The organism is Comamonas halotolerans (assembly GCF_030162935.1).
GTDB classification, from domain to species: domain Bacteria; phylum Pseudomonadota; class Gammaproteobacteria; order Burkholderiales; family Burkholderiaceae_C; genus Comamonas; species Comamonas halotolerans.
The window spans coordinates 46,515-64,374 of the sequence record NZ_JASAUZ010000073.1; the positions used below are offsets into that span (position 1 = coordinate 46,515).

Annotated in this window: 17 protein-coding genes; 6 read left to right on the top strand and 11 right to left on the bottom strand. The window is 56.7% G+C overall.

What is annotated here, in order from left to right; all coding sequences use genetic code 11:
• Positions 1–14: 14 nt before the first annotated feature.
• The gene (locus QEP11_RS17780) at positions 15–1,775 is read right to left on the bottom strand and encodes a M14 family zinc carboxypeptidase (protein WP_284337984.1); all 1,761 of its coding nucleotides are present in this window, start codon (positions 1,773–1,775) and stop codon (positions 15–17) included.
• A gap of 177 nt (positions 1,776–1,952) precedes the next feature.
• On the bottom strand, positions 1,953–3,881 hold the full coding sequence (locus tag QEP11_RS17785) for a DEAD/DEAH box helicase (RefSeq protein WP_284337985.1): 1,929 nt from the start codon (positions 3,879–3,881) through the stop codon (positions 1,953–1,955).
• A gap of 275 nt (positions 3,882–4,156) precedes the next feature.
• On the opposite strand from QEP11_RS17785, the gene ettA reads away from it, so the two are divergent.
• Together ettA and QEP11_RS17795 are read left to right on the top strand one after the other, a co-directional pair.
• Positions 4,157–5,818 (top strand): energy-dependent translational throttle protein EttA, encoded by a 1,662-nt coding sequence (ettA, locus tag QEP11_RS17790; RefSeq protein WP_284337986.1) that lies wholly within the window; start codon positions 4,157–4,159, stop codon positions 5,816–5,818.
• 173 nt (positions 5,819–5,991) lie between these two features.
• Positions 5,992–6,315 (top strand): hypothetical protein, encoded by a 324-nt coding sequence (locus QEP11_RS17795; protein ID WP_284337987.1) that lies wholly within the window; start codon positions 5,992–5,994, stop codon positions 6,313–6,315.
• On the opposite strand, the gene QEP11_RS17800 is transcribed toward QEP11_RS17795, so the two are convergent.
• Positions 6,302–7,330 carry a P1 family peptidase gene (locus QEP11_RS17800; protein ID WP_284337988.1) on the bottom strand — a complete coding sequence of 343 codons (1,029 nt, stop codon included), beginning with the start codon at positions 7,328–7,330 and terminating at the stop codon, positions 6,302–6,304. The genes QEP11_RS17795 and QEP11_RS17800 overlap by 14 nt on opposite strands.
• A 179-nt stretch (positions 7,331–7,509) precedes the next feature.
• Here QEP11_RS17800 and QEP11_RS17805 point away from each other — a divergent pair, with 179 nt between their 5' ends.
• Positions 7,510–8,352 (top strand): MetQ/NlpA family ABC transporter substrate-binding protein, encoded by an 843-nt coding sequence (locus tag QEP11_RS17805; RefSeq protein WP_284337989.1) that lies wholly within the window; start codon positions 7,510–7,512, stop codon positions 8,350–8,352.
• A gap of 310 nt (positions 8,353–8,662) precedes the next feature.
• On the opposite strand, the gene QEP11_RS17810 is transcribed toward QEP11_RS17805, so the two are convergent.
• Positions 8,663–8,803: a hypothetical protein gene (locus QEP11_RS17810; protein ID WP_284337990.1), complete on the bottom strand. Its 141-nt coding sequence runs from the start codon at positions 8,801–8,803 to the stop codon at positions 8,663–8,665.
• A 369-nt stretch (positions 8,804–9,172) separates the two neighbouring features.
• On the opposite strand from QEP11_RS17810, the gene QEP11_RS17815 reads away from it, so the two are divergent.
• Complete coding sequence (locus QEP11_RS17815; RefSeq protein WP_284337991.1) at positions 9,173–9,997, top strand: MetQ/NlpA family ABC transporter substrate-binding protein; 825 nt, start codon at positions 9,173–9,175, stop codon at positions 9,995–9,997.
• Positions 9,998–10,085: 88 nt separating this feature from the next.
• On the opposite strand, the gene QEP11_RS17820 is transcribed toward QEP11_RS17815, so the two are convergent.
• The 6 genes from QEP11_RS17820 to QEP11_RS17845 all read right to left on the bottom strand — a co-directional run bounded on the left by QEP11_RS17820 (position 10,086) and on the right by QEP11_RS17845 (position 15,623).
• Positions 10,086–11,285, bottom strand: a complete 1,200-nt coding sequence (locus QEP11_RS17820; protein WP_284337992.1) for a leucine-rich repeat-containing protein kinase family protein — start codon at positions 11,283–11,285, stop codon at positions 10,086–10,088.
• Between the two features lie 41 nt (positions 11,286–11,326).
• Positions 11,327–11,839, bottom strand: a complete 513-nt coding sequence (locus QEP11_RS17825; protein WP_284337993.1) for a DUF411 domain-containing protein — start codon at positions 11,837–11,839, stop codon at positions 11,327–11,329.
• Between the two features lie 22 nt (positions 11,840–11,861).
• Complete coding sequence (locus tag QEP11_RS17830; RefSeq protein WP_284337994.1) at positions 11,862–12,362, bottom strand: cupredoxin domain-containing protein; 501 nt, start codon at positions 12,360–12,362, stop codon at positions 11,862–11,864.
• An 80-nt stretch (positions 12,363–12,442) separates the two neighbouring features.
• A complete protein-coding gene (locus QEP11_RS17835; protein WP_284337995.1) occupies positions 12,443–12,841 on the bottom strand; it encodes a hypothetical protein in 399 nt (132 codons plus the stop codon).
• Positions 12,842–12,934: 93 nt separating this feature from the next.
• Positions 12,935–13,552: a YitT family protein gene (locus QEP11_RS17840; protein ID WP_284337996.1), complete on the bottom strand. Its 618-nt coding sequence runs from the start codon at positions 13,550–13,552 to the stop codon at positions 12,935–12,937.
• 58 nt (positions 13,553–13,610) lie between these two features.
• Complete coding sequence (locus tag QEP11_RS17845) at positions 13,611–15,623, bottom strand: heavy metal translocating P-type ATPase (RefSeq protein WP_284337997.1); 2,013 nt, start codon at positions 15,621–15,623, stop codon at positions 13,611–13,613.
• Between the two features lie 41 nt (positions 15,624–15,664).
• Between QEP11_RS17845 and QEP11_RS17850 the strand changes: the two genes are divergently transcribed.
• Positions 15,665–16,111 carry a MerR family transcriptional regulator gene (locus tag QEP11_RS17850; RefSeq protein ID WP_284337998.1) on the top strand — a complete coding sequence of 149 codons (447 nt, stop codon included), beginning with the start codon at positions 15,665–15,667 and terminating at the stop codon, positions 16,109–16,111.
• Between the two features lie 98 nt (positions 16,112–16,209).
• Positions 16,210–16,896, top strand: a complete 687-nt coding sequence (locus QEP11_RS17855) for an HAD family hydrolase (RefSeq protein ID WP_284337999.1) — start codon at positions 16,210–16,212, stop codon at positions 16,894–16,896.
• 115 nt (positions 16,897–17,011) lie between these two features.
• Here QEP11_RS17855 and QEP11_RS17860 read toward each other — a convergent pair whose 3' ends face one another.
• Positions 17,012–17,806, bottom strand: a complete 795-nt coding sequence (locus QEP11_RS17860; protein ID WP_284338000.1) for an IclR family transcriptional regulator — start codon at positions 17,804–17,806, stop codon at positions 17,012–17,014.
• Positions 17,807–17,860 lie beyond the last annotated feature (54 nt).

Genomic DNA, 17,860 nt, shown 5'->3' on the forward strand with positions numbered 1-17,860 from the left:
GGGCTTGCTGCTGTTTAGTCTTCTTCGAAAACGATTTGAGGCAGGGCGATCACGCGAGAGGTTTCGCTCAAATCATTCAAGATGCCCTGGCTGTAGAAGCTGAAGGGAGTGTCAGGCTCCAGCGCTGCAGCAGCCAAAAATGCCAGAGGCTGGTTCATGCTGACGTAGTAGCTGCCAGGGGGGGCTTCAAAGCTGTTGCGCACGAGGTTGACGCTGGAGGGCTTGGTATTGTCAACTGCGCTGGATTGGTAGGTCTCAACTTGCAGCGACGAAAGCTCGGCCACCTGCTGTACATACACACCCATCATGCCCAGGCGCTCAGTGGCTTGAACAGCGTTCGCTGAGAGCCAATAGCCGCATGGATTGCTGCGAGTGCGTGGAGCAGTGAAGTCCAGGGTACTGCTCCATGGGGCAGTTTTCTGAACAATTTGAGCGCTGCTTGCATCAATTAAAGTGACTTCACGATGCTCGCTACGAGGCTGGGCTTGGACAGTCATTGTGCTGCGGCAGGCGTGAGATGCCACATCGCGGGTCACAAAAGTGTTCACTTGGCGCAGGTCGGTCGCCCGTTGGGCAGCAGCTTCCAAGACCGTGGTCATGGCTTTGACATGGCTGTGTACACGGCGTTGCAAGTGGGTGCGGCCCAGGTCACTGCCGCGGCTGTTTGCTTCCAGGCTGGCAATATTCTTCAAGCTGGAGACATTCCGCAACGTGGTGGGCTCGATGGTGCCCATGGCAAAACCACCTTCTGCATTTTCACCCTGAGCTTCAAAGTTCCAGTCCACACGCATACCAGCTTGTGTCAGCTGGCGGCTAACGGGCTGCTGCAACCATTCACGTGCAGCTTTGGTCACAAACTCATGACCATTCGGCGTGACTGCATATTGCAAACCCATGTCATTAGCGCGCACGGCATTAAACCGCTGCAGCGTGGGCTCAAGCGCGTCAAACTCCCCGGCGTCTAGCAAAACGCTGGGGCGGTAGTCGCGCGTCAGCTTGGCCAAAAAGCGCGCTTCTGGTGTTTTGAGAGATAGATGGTCAAAACGCAAATCGGTACCGTCGGCTGTGGAGGCTGTGCGATTGGCAAAACCATCTGGGTTGGTTCGTGGGACAAAGACGATGTTGATCTTATCGAGCAATGGTTCAAGCAAACCACCCGTACTTAACTCTTTGGCCAGCACCAGCACGGCTTCAGTGGGCGCTGGGGCTGTGCCCTGTTGTCCGGCAACAATCATGACGGTAGGGCGACCACTCTCATCCAGTGCCATGGGAGTGATAGCTTTCGCCTTGGTCGCCACCAGTGCATAAATGGGTGTACCGCTTTGGGCATTGCCATTGTTGAGCAGGCCCAATTGGGGGGAGCTGTTGGGGCTTTGCTGACTGAGTTCGCCCAGCAGCTCTGCTAACTCGGTGTTGGTGGTGAAACTGCTGCGCCCATCGGAAAGGCCGGGCGTGCTGTAGCGGTCGCTAGGCTCAGGAAACAGTGCGGCGATAGCGGCACTGTAGGGGAGCGCTTCCAGGTAAGTGTTAGGTGCAACAGGTGTGACGCTGGCAGGTGATGTGCTCGGTGTTCCGCGCACAGGAGCTTGGGTCGTCGCAGATGGTGTCTGAGCGCGCGGCGCTGTCGACGAGGGCCATTCTGGAAGAGGCGTGCTGGAGCAGGCTGCCAGTGCCAGAGCGGAGCCCATCAGAAGCCAGCGAGTGACACGAGAGGGGATAGCGTGACCTGGGCGTTCCAGATACGGCGCGAAGACAGGGGCGTAGGGCTTTGTCATAGTGCTGTAAACCGCAGAAAACCAAGTGGTGATATGCCCGTGTGCACGGACATATCGCGTGGAGGCATTGAGCGCAGTGAAGGCATGTTAAGACACTGCACGGTTCAATGCTGTCAGCACAAGGCGCGAGCCTTGTCAAAAGTCAAAGCTTGCGCACAAGTGCTGAAGAGGTGAGGCTTAGCGGTTGAAGTTGCCGCCGCCACGACGATTGCCACCGCGGAAACCACCACCACTGTTGCCTCCGCTGTTACCACCTCGGAAACCGCCGCCGCCGCTGCGGCGTGGACGTTCCATCATCAGGTCAATGCTGGTACGGGTAGGGTCGGGTTGTCCGCCGCTGGTGCCTCGTGGGGTGCGCGAGACAGGGTTGCCCAATTGGGTGCCAAGGTGAGCGTTGGCACGGGGCTGCTGCTCGTCGAAGCGGCTGTAGCCTTCATCGCCATAAGAATGGCGGGGCTCGCGAGGTTGGCGAGGTTCGCGGGGCTCACGTGGAGGACGTGGTGCCTGGAATTCATTGCCTCCTTGTGCGCCACGCGAAGTTTCACGTGAGGGGCGCTGGCGAGATCGGTTGTAGCCTTGACCACTACGGCGATTTTGTCCGTTTTGCTCAGGGCGTTCACGCTCACCACGTTCCATGCGAGGTGCATCCAGGCCATCATCGCGGGCTTCGAACGATGCCATTTGTGGGGTGTTGCGTGGAGCGCCACCTACGCGTGCGGGGCGGCGCGAGCCGCTGCGGCGTGGGCCTTGACTTTCACCTTCCGGGGGGCTGGTGCCTTCACCACGGGGAGCTCGTTGTGAGCGGCCGCCGCTACGTTCTGTTTGCGCAGCCTTGGTCGTGCGGATGCGCTCCATCATCTCTTGGCGCGCAGCGCGTGCGGCTGCTTGCATCACTTCACGGCTTGGCGGCTTGCCAGCGCCACCCCAGATGGTTTGGCGGCCCATGGCAATCGGTTCTGCCTTTTCGCCTTCATCGGGGCCGAACTCTGCCATTGGCACGACAGGGATTTCCTGTTTGGTAAAGCGCTCAATCTCCATCATGAAGCCTTCTTCGTCCATGCAGACCAGGCTCACGGCATGTCCTTCTCGGCCAGCGCGGCCGGTGCGACCAATACGGTGCACGTAGTCTTCCGGCACATTGGGGATTTCGTAGTTGACCACGTGTGGCAATTCATCAATGTCAATGCCGCGTGCTGCAATGTCGGTAGCAACCAGTGCGCGCAACTCACCGGTCTTGAAACCAGCCAGAGCCTGTGTGCGTGCGCTTTGGCTCTTGTTGCCGTGCAATGCCATGGCCGTGACGCCGTTCTTGGTCAGAAACTCGGCCACGTTGTTGGCACCGAACTTGGTGCGCGTGAACACTAACACCTGGTTCCACTGGTTTTCATTGATGATGTGCAGCAAGACCTGCTTTTTCTTGGCACGGCCCACCGGATGGATGACCTGCTTGATGCGCTGCACCGTGGTGTTGCGAGGGGTGACCTGAATGCTTTCAGGATTCTTGAGCAAGCTGTTGGCCAAAGCACGGATGTCGTCGCTGAAGGTGGCAGAGAACAACAGGCTCTGCTTGTCTGCAGGCACCAAGGCCAGGACCTTTTTCACGTCATGGATGAAGCCCATATCCAGCATGCGGTCGGCTTCGTCCAGCACCAGCATTTCCACATTGGACAGATCCATGAAGCCTTGTTGCTCCAGATCGAGCAAGCGGCCGGGGGTGGCCACCAAAACGTCCACACCCTTGTTGATACGGTCGATCTGCGGCTTCATGCCTACGCCACCAAAGATCACGGCGGTGGTGACATCCAGGTATTTGGCATAGGAGCGAATGTTCTCCTCAATCTGCGCAGCCAGCTCGCGTGTAGGCGTGAGGATCAGGGCGCGAATGCCGCCAGCAGGACGTGCTGTGCCGCCCTGCGTCAGGCGGTGCAGCATAGGCAGCGAGAAAGCGGCTGTCTTACCGGTTCCGGTCTGTGCTCCAGCCAGCAAGTCTTTGCCTGTCAGTACGGCAGGAATAGCCTGTGCCTGAATCGGAGTCGGGTTTTCGTAGCCCTGTTCCAGCACGGCCTTCACGATGGCAGGTGCCAAGTTCAATTCTTCAAATGTCATTGTTGTCGATACGCCCATCCGGGCGCGGGGTATCAGCCTGTCGCAGCAACATACATGGTCGCCAAGCCAGTCGTAGGCAGATTAGATTCACAGGATTCGGGAGTAGGAATCGCTTGGGTTGGCGAGCCTTTTTCCCCAGCTGAATGCTGATGCCAAGGGGAAACTGGAGCCCCTAGCGGAACATATTGTCGCATGAGGAGATAATCAACGGTTGGGGCGCTTGGAAACTGTGCGCTAAATTTTTATTTTTTTGACAAGAATTTGCTGACAAACACATGGCTCAATACGTCTTTTCGATGAACCACCTGACCAAGACGGTGCCTCCAAAGCGCCAGATCTTGAAGGACATTTCACTGAGTTTCTTCCCCGGTGCCAAGATTGGTGTGCTTGGCCTGAACGGCTCGGGCAAGTCTTCGCTGCTGAAGATCATGGCGGGCGTGGACAAGGAGTTCGAAGGCGAAGCCATCCCCATGCAGGGCTTGTCCATTGGCTACCTGCCCCAGGAGCCTCAGCTCAACCCAGAGCACACAGTGCGTCAGGCCGTGGAAGAGGCCATGGCTGAAGTGAACAAGGCGAAGGCGCGTCTGGAAGAGGTGTACGCAGCCTATGCCGAAGAGGATGCAGACTTTGATGCCCTGGCGGCCGAGCAAGGGGAGCTGGAAGCCATCATTGCCGCAGCGGGCACTGATTCCGAGCACCAGCTGGAAATTGCAGCCGATGCGTTGCGCCTTCCTGCATGGGATGCGGTGATCGGCAAGCTCTCCGGTGGTGAAAAACGCCGTGTGGCTTTGTGCAAGCTGCTGCTGTCCAAACCCGATATGCTGTTGCTGGACGAACCCACCAACCACCTGGACGCGGAGTCTGTGGACTGGCTGGAGCAATTCCTGCACCGCTTCTCCGGCACTGTGGTGGCCATTACCCACGACCGCTATTTTCTGGACAACGCGGCCGAGTGGATCTTGGAGCTGGACCGCGGGCACGGCATTCCCTACAAGGGCAACTACTCCGAATGGCTGATCCAGAAGGGCAACCGCCTGGAAGCTGAACAAAAGGGTGAGGAAGCACGCGCCAAGGCCTTGAAGAAGGAGTTGGAGTGGGTGCGGCAAAACGCCAAGGGGCGTCAAGCCAAGTCCAAGGCACGTATTGCGCGTTTTGAGGAACTGAGCGATTACGAATACCAGCGCCGCAACGAAACACAGGAAATCTTCATTCCTGTGGCCGAGCGCCTTGGCTCCAAGGTCATTGAGTTCAAGAATGTCTCCAAGGCCTTTGGCGATCGTTTGCTGATCGACAACCTGTCGATGAACATTCCCGCGGGTGCCATCGTCGGCATCATCGGCCCTAACGGGGCCGGCAAGTCGACGCTGTTCAAGCTGATTGCCGGCAAGGAACAGCCCGATTCAGGTACCGTGGAAATCGGCCAGACTGTGAAGATGGCCTTTGTGGACCAGCACCGCGATGCATTGTCCGACGAAAAGACCGTGTGGGAAGACATCTCCGGTGGTCTGGACATGATCAATGTGGGCAAGTTCACCATGGCCTCGCGTGCCTATGCTGGTCGCTTCAACTTCAACGGCCAGGATCAGCAAAAGAAGGTGGGCATGCTCTCCGGCGGTGAGCGTGGTCGCCTGCACCTGGCCAAGACCTTGATTCAGGGTGGCAACGTGTTGTTGCTGGACGAGCCATCGAACGACTTGGACGTGGAAACACTGCGTGCGCTGGAAGACGCGTTGCTGGAATACGCGGGTACTGTGCTGGTGATCTCGCACGATCGCTGGTTCCTGGATCGTATCGCGACGCACATTCTGGCTGCAGAAGGCGATTCGCAGTGGGTGTTCTTTGACGGTAACTACCAAGAGTACGAAGCCGACAAGAAGAAGCGCCTGGGCGAAGAAGGTGCTGCTCCCAAGCGCTTCCGCTACAAGGCTCTCAAGTAATCTTCACGATTCTTGCGTGCGAAACAAAGGCTCCTTCGGGAGCCTTTGTTTTTCCTGGGGGCTGGGAGTGCGGTTGCGAGTGTGGGCTGTCGCCACTGATGGCAACAGTTGGTGAAAAGTGGAAGGCACAATATGGTGCTTGGTCACTTTGGCTTGTACATCAAGAAGCTCTCATGCACAGACCCGCTTTAACGCCCTCAGAAATTAAGGCTTTGCAGCAATACCAGCGTTTGTCTGCCTCGCGCACGCACTGGCTGCACCGCTGGGTGGTGGAGTTGCTGCCTCCGCTGATCTTTGTGGGACTGTGGGCCTGGACGGAGCGCAGCGTCATTTTGTTGGCCTTGATTGCGGTGCTGGTGTTCTTCAATCTTCTACGCGTGGTACAGCAGCGGCGTACTGTTGAGCAACTGGCAGGCATGGCACAAAAAATCATGGATGCTGATAACGCTGTGCCTGCGCAAGAAGAGAGTACCGCCTCGGGCCTTACATCCCATTGAGGTGTTGAGGGCCTGCGCACAGATTTTTCCAGCTGGGCAGCCGGTCTTGATCGGGGACGCTCACAGAGTGAGCCAGCAGCACCGCACGCGCGGTGGCAATGGCAACGGCCTCTGCGGCCATGGTGCTCAGGGTCATCATGCCCAGCGTTTTTCCAGACTCTCCGGTGCCTAACGCAAACAATGTATCGCCATCGCTCATGGTGTGTACGGGGTTGATACTGCGGGCCAGCCCATCGTGCGCGGTGACAGCAAGGCGGTGCGCCTGGGGTTTGGTGATTTGTGCATCGGTGGCCACTACACCAATGGTGGTGTTGCTGCCAGCCAAAATGGCTTGCGCTTCTTCGCCTCGCAGGAGTGCGTCTCGGGCATTGAGCAGTTGTTTGCCATCTGGGGTTCTGGCTCCGGCGATCAGGGCACCATTGTGCGGGTTGAAGACATCGCCCAATGCGTTGCAAGCTACCAGTGCGCCCACCGTGATTCCATCGACCGTGATGCTGGCTGTACCTATGCCGCCTTTCATGGCGCGTTGCCAGCCAAATATTTTGCCGATCACTGCGCCCGCACCCGCACCGACGCTGCCTTCTTCCGGTCGCTCGGATGATGCGGCCTTGCAGGCCGCATAGCCGGCTGCCGCATCGGGGCGAATCTTCATGTCGCCGAGCATCACATCAAAGAGGACGGCAGCAGGCACGAGTGGGATGCGTCCAATGCCGATGTGCAGCCCTGTGCCTTGTTCTTCCAGCCAGCGTACGGCGCCCGTGGCGCTGTCCAAGCCCCATGCGCTGCCACCGGAAAGCACGATGGCGTGGACAGCCTGAACCAGATTGCTGGGATGTAGCAAATCGGTCTCACGTGTGCCAGGGGCTGCGCCGCGCACATCCACGCCGGCGACAGCGCCCTCGGGACAGAGCACCACGCTGCAGCCTGTGGGGCGGCGTGTATCAGTGTAATGACCCACGCGTATGCCTTGTACCTGTGCGATGTGTCCGGTGTGGTTGAGTAAAGCGGAGTGCATGCCTGTCTCGTAGTTGGGGTAGCTGGTTGTTATATGTGGCGAAGGAATAAACAGATAGAGATTAAATCTTTAGGGTTTGCCCCATAAAGCCGGATACTGGCGGGCAATTGAAGGTCTTGTGCACTGTGCTGTGATTTCACACTTTTTCTGCGCAGTGCCTGTTTTTACTGGAAGTCACCATGTCTGAACGCTTTTCCTCGAAGGCTGGCGCTGGCCGCCGCACTGTATTGACTGCTGCCGTCCTGGCACTGGCAGGTGCTTTGGCTGCACCAGCCATGGCGCAAGATGCGGCCAAGAAAAACCTGCTGATTGGCGCTACGGCGGGCTCCAACTATGACTTGCTGAAAGAGGGCATCGTGCCTCAACTCCAAGCCAAAGGCTATACCGTCAAACTCATTGAATTCAATGACTACGTGCAGCCTAACCTAGCGCTCGATGATGGTTCTCTGGATGCCAATTTCTTCCAGCACCGCGCTTATTTTGACCAGTTCACCAAAGATCGCAAACTGGCATTGACCGCGATTGTGCAAGGCCCAGTGGCACCCATGGGCGTGTACTCCAAGAAGTTCAAAAGCATGGATGCGTTGAAAAGCGGTGCAAGCGTGGCATTGCCCAACGACCCCAGCAATCTGGCGCGTGCCTTGCTGGTGTTGCAAAACGCTGGCCTCATCAAGATCAAGGATGGGGTGAACCCTGCACGTGTGTCTGAACTGGACTTGGCAGAAAACAAGCACAAGCTGAAATTCTTGCCACTGGATGCAGCTCACCTTCCTCGTGCGATGGAGGATGCGGACTTCGTGGTGGTCAATGGCAATTTCGCCATGTCTTCAGGGCTGAAGCTGACCGAGGCCGTGGTGTTGGAGAAAACCCCAGACCTGTATCTGAACGTGGTGGCCGTGAAGACTGGTAATGAAGCCACGCAGTGGGCCAAGGACTTGGCGCAAGCTTATCGCTCACCAGCTTTCAAGCAGGTCGTGGACACCAAGTTTGTGGGCTATATGAAGCCCGCCTTCTTGCAATAAGCTGCCCAAGCGCCGAGAAAGTACTGCAAAAAGGGTCAGCACGTGGCGTGTCAGTGCTAATGCGACAGCATTGGTAAAAAACGGATGCCCAGACCAATCATCACCATGCCCATGAACTTTTCAGGCCATGTGGTGAGCCGGAGGAAGCCGCAGGAGCCGCTTCTTAAACAACTGTTTGCCAGCGCAATGCTGCCCAGAGAAACAATGCCTGTCAGTTTTGGCGGTTGCCCAGGATCAGTAGGTGCAGCCACACAGGCCCTTGGGCTGAGTCTACAAACTGGGGCAAAAAGGCAAATAGAAACAGCAGAGACTAGGGATTGGCGAGGCTATTGATCGTGCCTTGCTTGATCAAACCAATCTGCACGGCACCCGCCACAAACATCATGCTGACCATGGTGAACAGGGCTGTATGTTTGCCCTGGCCAATGCCGAGAGCGGTAACCAGCATCATGTCAGGTCCTGGAGAAAGCTCTAGCAGCAGTGCTGCCAGAAAGGCCAGAGAAGGATTTCAGGGCTTGGATTGGTAAAGGAGGGAATGTGTGGATAGTCGAATGTGTGCAGCATTCTTAGAACGGCGGATACAGTTGTGTGGAGCAAGCAACCTGGCTTTCAAAGAACGTCTTTGAGGAGAGTCGGGAGTGAACTGAAAGAGTTGCCAAGGTCAGCAGGACTGGCGAGCTCTGAAAATTCGATTAGCTCTAATTTGCATAAGCAATGTATTTTTTATTGGTTCGGTTTTTTTAAAAATATTCGGATACTGGCTTGCATCAACGTGGCGTCAACAAGCTGCGTGACTCATAACCAACCGGAGACAATTTTTATGTTCCCCCAACTTCATCGCCGCAGCGTGCTGGCTGCCGTGGCTTTGTCAGTGAGTGGCTTTGCTTTTGCACCTGCAAACGCGCAAGATGCCAGCAAACCCCAGCTCATCATTGGCGGCACGGCAGGCTCCAACATTGACCAGTTGCAAGCGGGCATTGTTCCTTTGCTCAAGGCCAAGGGTTACAAGGTCAAGCTGGTGGAGTTCAACGACTATGTTCAGCCCAATCTGGCCTTGGCAGACGGATCGCTCGACGCCAATTTTTTCCAGCATGAGGTGTATTTCAACCACTTCAAGGGTGACCGCAAGCTGGACTTGAAGGCTTTGGTGCAAGGGCCTATCGCACCAATGGGGGTGTACTCCAAGCAGCGCAAAAGCCTGGCCGATTTGAAAGAGGGCGATCGAGTAGCCTTGCCCAACGATGCCAGCAATCTGGCGCGTGGCTTGCTGTTGTTGCAGCAGGCTGGTCTGGTGAAGCTGAAGGAAGGTGTGAATCCGTTGCGGGTGTCGGAACTGGACTTGGCTGAAAATCCCAAGAAGATCAAGCTGGTGCCGCTGGATGCTGCGCACCTGCCACGTTCATTGGATGATGCCCAGTTCGCCATCATCAATGGCAACTTTGCAATCTCTTCGGGTTTGAAGCTCAGCGAGGCAGTCTTGTTGGAGAAAACGCCAGATCATTATCTGAACATCGTGGCCGTCAAAACCAAGGACCAGAGCGCGCAGTGGGTCAAAGATTTGGAGGCAGCCTTCCGGTCACAGGATTTCAAAAAAGTGGTGGATACGCAATTTGCTGGTTATGCCAAACCTGCATTCCTGCAGTGATGGTTTTGGTCAGAGCGTGGAGAGTGAGAGTACTTGGGCTGCCTATGGGCAGCCCTTTTTTTGTTTGCTACAGCAGACAGATCGATATTCAAGGCTTGCAGCGCATCAGCACCTCTGCTTGCAAATGCGCAAAGGCACGCCACTCCATGGCTTGCAAAGACGTGACCAGCTGCAATGGCAGATCATGGGCGCAAACCGCTGCACCCAGGTCGCTCAATATGGCATCACCAGTTTGAGGGTTCCACAGGATGTTGTGGGCATAGAGGTCACCATGTAACACACCGTGAGCGTGCAAGTGGTCCACGGCTCCACGAATGCAATCCAGCAATCGCCGAGCAGTATGGGGCGTGAAGCGTGTATCAGAGGCATACACATCGCGCGTGCAGCTTTCAAAACTCGGGGGGCCTGCCAGATTGACATAGCCTGGTGGCAGCAGAGGCAGTGCCATGGCTAGCTTGTTTTCAGGATGACCAGACACATGCGCCAAAGGCGTGAGCAGAAAAGGGTGCTGTCCTGCTGCCAAGCCTGCGGCCAGCTCCGACAGAGGGCTGCCGTCACTGGTGCGCGCAGCTTTGAAAATTTTCAATGCAAGAGCCTGACCAGTTTCTTTGTGCGTGGCGTGGTGAATATGGCCGCTGGCTCCTTCTCCCAGTAACTCGTCGATAACCAAGGTTGAGAAGGGTATGGCTGGGTGTGTTCTTGCATCAAGCGTCAAACGTTCGCTGCTCAGTGTCAGGAGGTTGCCAGCCAAAGCAATCCAGGCCAGCGTGGGGATGCGCAGCAGCGTCGCTGGAACGGTACTGAGCTGGTTGCAGGCAATGCGCACCAGTTCCAGTTGCTGACAGGTGCTCAGGTCTGGCAGATCACGCAGCAGGTTGCAGGAGAGCATGAGCTTTTGCAGGCGTTGACAGTGGCCCAGGCTGGCTGGTATTTCAGTAATGCGGTTGTCGGTCAGAATCAGCCAGCGCAAGCGGGCAGGCAGACTGTCGTGCGGTACGTGGGAAATTTGGCAGCTTTTAAAGCCCACCATTTCCAGCTGTGGGCAATGGCCGAGCACGCGCGGTAGTTCTGAGAACGGGTTGTTCGAGGCGAACAGGATGCGCAGCCTTGTCAGGCGTGGCAAGTCATCAGGCAGGCTATGCAGTTGATTGCCCGAGAGATCCAGAATTTCCAGGGTATCGGCCAGGGAAAAAAGTTGCCGTGGAAATTCAGTCAATCCCTGCTGGCATAGCCGTACGTGGCGTGCCCCCGTGAGCGCGCCGCTTTCTATGTCTTCAAGAGTATGCATGCAGGCGCAGAGTTTAGTGTCTGCATGCATCTACGGAGGAGTTAGCGGTAACTGGTGAAGACTGACGTGGATACACCGGTGCGGATCATGTTTTTGGTGACAAGAAGCACGTCATACGGGTCTTTGCGTCCGCCGTAAACCTCGCCATCCATGCCGGGGCTGCCAATCGGCATGCCGGGCACGGTGATGCCCAGTGCTTTGGGCTTGGCTTTGAGCAGCTTGTGGACATCGGCTGCGGGCACGTGGCCTTCCACTACATAGCCGCCCACCAAGGCAGTATGGCAGGAGCCTAGCTCCACAGGCAGGCCCAATCTAGCCCGTACGGCGCTGTTGCCAGACTCGTGTACCTTGACGCTGAATCCATGGGCTTGCATATGATCGATCCAATCCTGACAGCAACCGCAACTGGGATCTTTCCAGACTTCCACAGGGATGCCGTTTGATGCTGTGGGAGAGGCGGCCCAGACTGCAGGCAGGCTTACCGCAGCGGCTGTAGCCATCAGATTCAGCATGGCCGTGCGACGAGTCATGCGGGATGATCGGTTGTGAGACATGGTGCGCTCCTTGGGGGAAATGTTAGGGCGAGACAGTAATGCTGCCACGCATGCCGTTTTGATAATGACCGGCAATCAGGCAGGCGAAGTCAACGGTGCCTGGTCGGTTGAATGTCCAGGTCAGCGTGCCGGTATCTTGCGGAGATACATGGGCCATGAAGGCTTGCGCATGTGCCCTCCCTGGATGCTGCAACATGTCTTGGGCATGGGCATCGAGCGTGTCTTGGGTGCCCAGAACAATTTCATGCTGGATTTGTCCTGCATTCTTCACACGCAGCTGCACTGTCTCGCCCAGCTTGACGTTGAAGTGAGATGGGGTAAAGCGCATATCGTCACTCATGCTTAGCTCAATGGTGCGGGTGGCCGTATCAGGCGTACCAGCGATGCCCCAGGGCTGCTGTTCGGGGATCACATGCTGAGATGCAGGCATGTGCTGCGCGTGGTGGTCGATGCTGTGTGAAAAGGCAGGGCGCACAGCGATGAAGGCGGCCAAAGCAGCCATGCAATGAGAGAGTTTGTTCATGGATTTGTTGTGAGCGGAAAAACAGGGCAGCCTTTGCTTTCAGAAGCCTGAGGCTGTGCTTTCTGGACGCAATAAGGGCGTCACGCTCCAACAATGGGTGGCTTGATCAGGTTGCTGATTGGGGCGCTGATTGGAGTTGCTGCAAAGTGCGCAGGCAGTTCACGATGTTCCAATCCAGCCAGAGATATGTGAGTGGACTGCACGCTCCATGCGCTGTGGCACAGCACACAACTGCTGCATGTATCGCCGTCAGTGTCATGCTGGCAATGCTCCGCACTGAAGCTGGGCATGCAATGCGCGTCGGCAGGCTGAAAGGCTGAATCAACATGGTGCTCATGCGTTGTTGCTTCGGCGGTAGCTTGAGCATTGAGGCTGATTGCAGGAGTAATCGGCAGCATCAGCTCCATGGACATGGCATCACCCACCAGACCACGCAGGACCAGCAATACCACCATGAAGAAAGACAAGCAGCGACGCATGATGCAATGATGCCTGTTGCAGCATGAAAGTTCCGCCTACATGGCATAACGCCATGCATGCAGATCAACTTTGATGCAATTTTTTACCCTGTCTCAGCTGCCATAGCGGCCAGGACGGTGATTCATGGACAGTACCTGATTGAGCGTTAAAGCGGCGAGGATGGACCAGAGCGCCCGTTCCGTATCAACGATAAAAAAAGCACTCAGCAGGATCAGGCAGTCAAAAACCATTTGCACATAGCCTGCGCGCCAGCCAAAACGTTGTTGCAGGTAAAGCGCGGCAATGCCCAGGCCTCCTAGGGAGCAGCGATGACGGAACAGCACCAGCATGCCAATACCCATGAGCATGCCGCCTATCACCGCAGCATAGGGCGCTTGAATACTCGCCAGCTTGAAAAAGAGCGGCTGCAACTCTGTGACCAGCGACAGCAGGCCAACAGAACAAAATGTTTTGATGGTGAACGCCCAGCCCATTTTGCGAATGGCCAGCCAGTAAAACGGCAGATTGAGCAAAAAGAACCAGATGCCAAAACCAATGTCCGTAGCGTAGTGCAGTGCAAAACCCAGCCCAGCCATTCCGCCTGTCACCAAGCCTGCCTGCTTGAAAAAGGCCACACCTACCGACACCAGAAGCACACCGGTAATGATGGCGGCAATGTCTTCTGCAGTGGTATGCGGAGGTGGTGGTGCGGTAGGCTTGTGAGAACTCATGGGCTGAAATCTGGGCGCACAGGGCGTGCGAGGCGCACAGATTATGCAGTGCCCGACCTCACAAAGCTGATTTTTTGTTTACATCTCGGCGTAAGCGCAAACTGTTGGCCACCACCAGCAAGCTCACTCCCATATCTGCCAGCACGGCCAGCCACATGCTGGCTGTGCCTGTGATGGCCAGAATGAAGAAACCCGCTTTGATGCCCAGAGCCAGTGCAATGTTCTGCCACAGCACGGTGTGAGCCCGTTGAGACAATTTGATGGTGTCAGGAATGCGACGCAGATCGTCATGCATCAACACCACATCGGCAGTCTCCATAGCCATTCCGGTGCTGTGCGCGCCACCCATGGCAAAGCCCATGTCGGCTTGTGCCAGTGCAGGCGCGTCGTTGATGCCATCACCCACCATGCCAACGGGCCCCCTGTGCTGCAATACACGTAGGCGATCAAGCTTGTCTTGTGGCAGCAAGCCTCCTTCGGCGTGGGTGATGCCTGCCTGCTCAGCCATGGCGCGTGCGGCGTCAGAGTTGTCTCCACTGAGCATGATGGGAGTGACACCCAGGTCCTGCAGCTGCTGGACGGCTTGCTGTGCTTCGCTGCGCAACGAATCGGCTACGGCAAAGATAGCCAGTACCTGCTGTTCGGAAGCCAGCAAACTTACGCTACGCCCCTGACGACTGTGTGCGTCAACAACAGCTTGCACAGCCACGGTGTCCAGTTGATGTTCTTGCGCCCAACGCAGATTGACCAAAAAATAGCGCTGCGCATTGATGTTGGCCTGCACACCGCGGCCAGGCAGGGCTTGCAGGTTTTGGGCGCTAGAAGTTGCAAGTGCTGTAGTTTGCAGGCCTTGCGCAATGGCGTTGGAGACAGGGTGGTCGGAGCGTGCAGCAATTTGCCACGCCAGTGATGCTGCTTGTGCTTGCGAGATGCTTGGATCCACGGTTTGCCACTCCACGAGGATAGGTTTTCCTGTGGTGAGGGTGCCAGTTTTGTCCAGCGCAATGGTTCGCAAGCCGCGTGCGGCTTCCAGCGCGCTACCGCCTTTGAGCAGCACACCTTGGCGCGCTGCAGCAGCCAACGCGCTGACTACGGTGACCGGGGTGGACAGTACCAGCGCACAGGGACAGGCAATCACCAGTAAAGCCAGTGCCTGATAGAGCGCATGCAGCCAAGGCCAGCCAAATAGCAGAGGCATGAGCAGCGCCAGCGCAATAGCCAGCAACATGACGATAGGGGTGTAGATGGCAGCAAAACGGTCAACAAAGCGCTGGGTGGGGGCTTTGTTGGCCTGGGCTTGCTCCACCGCTTTGACAATGCGCGCGAGCAAAGAGTCGCTGGTGGCTGCTGAGACCTGAATATGTAGTTCTGCTTGCTCATTGATGCTGCCTGCCCATACGATATCGCCGGGAGATTTGTCAACGGGTACGCTCTCTCCGGTAATGGGGGCTTGGTTCACGCTGCTGTGTCCGGCGCTGATTTGGCCATCCAGTGGAATACGCGCACCAGGGGCAATGCGAACCGTAGCACCGGCGGCGACATTGCTGGTGGGGGTGGTGATGGTTCGCCCATCGGGCTGAAGCACTTCGGCAGTGTCGGGTGCCAGACTCAGCAAATTGCGGATCGCCAGGCGTGCGCGATCCATGGCCTGGTCTTCAATGCGCTCAGCCGCAGCATACAGAGCCATGACCATGGCCGCTTCTGGCCACTGGCCAATCAGGAAGGCGCCTGTTACCGCAACAGCCATCAGCGCATGAATGCCCAGTTGCATCTGCATCAGGTTTTTGATCCCCGCCTTGTAAACGCCCAGGCCTGCTAAGCCGATGGCAGCAACCGCCAAAGCCATTCCGGCATATTGCAGTGCAGGATATTGCGAAGTGAGCCAGTGCGCAGCCTCTGCCAACAAGGCCAGCACCAGTGCGGCACTGATGCGAGACCAGCTGGGGAGCACACCATGATCATGACTGTGATCATGTCCATCATCAGGGTGATGGGTGTGCTGGTCAATGTCATGAACATGGGGGCTGGAAGGTGAGCAACAGCAATGGTTGTGCGTACGTTGGGTGTTCATGCCATGATTGGAAAGCTGAAAGTTACTTGAAGGTCAAGTCCATGACTGCACTGCGTATAGGTGAAGCAGCCAATCGCTCTGGTGTTTCTGCTGCAAATATTCGGTATTACGAAAAGGAAGGGCTGCTGGAGCCGGCCCTGCGGCAAGAGAACGATTACCGCCTTTACAGTGATGCAGATTTGCATCGGCTGCGCTTTATTCGCATGTGCCGTGCGATGGATATGTCGCTGGATGAAGTCCGTACGCTGTTGGCGCTGGATTGGCAAAACTCTGAAGATTGCCTTGCAGCCACGGCGACCATCAATGCGCATTTGCAGCATGTGCGCCAGCGTCTCAAAGAGCTGCGCTTGCTGGAGCGTGAACTGCTAGCTCTCAGGTCGCTGTGCGATGGTCCCCAGGCACCGTGCAATCTGATCGCAGCCTTGCATGCCCAGGCCGATGCCAGTTTGCCCCCTGAACCGGGCACACATGTGAAGCGCCATGTTTGAAGGCCAGCATGGGAGTTGCAGCGTATGAAAAAGACTGTTTTGCTTGATTTGCTCATGCGATAAGACGTGGGACCTGCCTTGCCGCGACAATTGACGCCATGGTCTTGATGAAAGAAACAATGCAGACATTGGATTGGGAGGGTGTACGTGCCATGGTCTTTGATATGGATGGCACCTTGCTCAATACCGAAAAGGTGATCATTCAAGCGGCCAGTGACACGCTGGAGTACCTGGGGCATGCGCCTCTGCCTGAGGGCTATCGCATGCCCAATATGTTTGGCACGGCAGCAGATTTGATGGTTGATGTCTTGTGTGAACGCCAAGTTCCAGTGCAGCCAGAAGGCCGTGCACATATGGGGATGCTGTTTGAGCGTTTTTATGCACAGCAACCTGCTAGCCAAGCACCGCTGTATGACGGGGTGCTCAATTGGCTGAAGGCCGCACACTCGCGCGGTGTTGCGCTGGGTGTTTGCACCAACAAGCAATATGCGTTGGCTCTGAAAGGCTTGGAGGCCGCCGGAATTTTGAAGTTTTTTAGTGCGGTGACAGGACGCGATAGCTGTGGTGTGGCGAAGCCTGCGCCGCAGCCATTGTTTGCAACCTTGTCACATATGCAGGCCAGCGCAGCAGACGCCGTCTTCTTTGGTGACACGCACGCAGATGCCGCTTGCGCGCATGCTGCAGGTGTGCGCTTTGCATGGTTTACTTCGGGCTTTGGAACTGCTGCCGTCAAGCAATATCCGCGTGCGCTGGAGTTTGCGGCCTATGCTGAACTGGAGCCTTAGCTGCACGATCCATCATTAAGCGCAAACTTCTCCGTACAGTCTTTACATGACATTAAGGTGGTCTCGCCTGGGGGCGGAAGAGGGGGCTCTGTGGAGTCAAAGAGAGACCAGATCCTTAGCGCAGCTGCGGCGGAGGTCCGCGGAAGCCCAGGGCTTGTGATATTTCGTAGGCGGTGCTTTGCAGTTTGGGCAGCCAGCCTTCATCGAGGCGATCGGCGGGTGCGGAGATGGACAGTGCTGCAATCAGCTTGGCCTGATCGTCATAAATGCCTGCAGCCATGCAGCGGACACCCATTTCAAGCTCTTCGTTGTCATAAGCGACGCCGGTTTCACGTGCCTTGTTCAGCTCGCGCTCCAGCATGGGTAGCTGGGTCAGGCTGTTGTGCGTATTACCGGCCAAACCGGTGCGCATGGCATAGGCGCGCACGCGTTGAGGTTCATCGGCTGCCAGGAAGAGCTTGCCGTTGGAGGTCAGGTGCAAAGGGGCGTGTCCTCCAATGGCGCGAACTACCTGCATGCCGGAGCGCTCACTGTATGCGCGCTCGACATACACGATCTCATCACCTTGGCGCACGCTCAGGTTCACGGGCTGCTGAATTTGCTTGTGCAGCAGACGCATGGCGGGTAGGGCGGTTTCACGCACGCTCAAACGTGCCTTGACGAGGTTGCCCAACTCCAGCAAACGCATTCCAAGTCGGTAGCTGCCTGATTCGGGGCGGTCTACAAAACGGCCTGCGGCCAGGTCATTCAGGATGCGGTGTGCTGTAGATGGGTGGAGTCCGGTTTTTTCGCTGATTTCCTTGAGGGAAACGGCTTCTTCGCGTGAGGCCAGCACGTCGATCAGGACAAACATGCGCTCCAGCACTTGCACGCTGGGTTTAGCGGGTACGTCTTGATCGTTCTTCTTCATGGGGAGTCCAGTGCCTTAGATGGACGGATTCTAAGCCGCCGCAGGTCAGTGCAA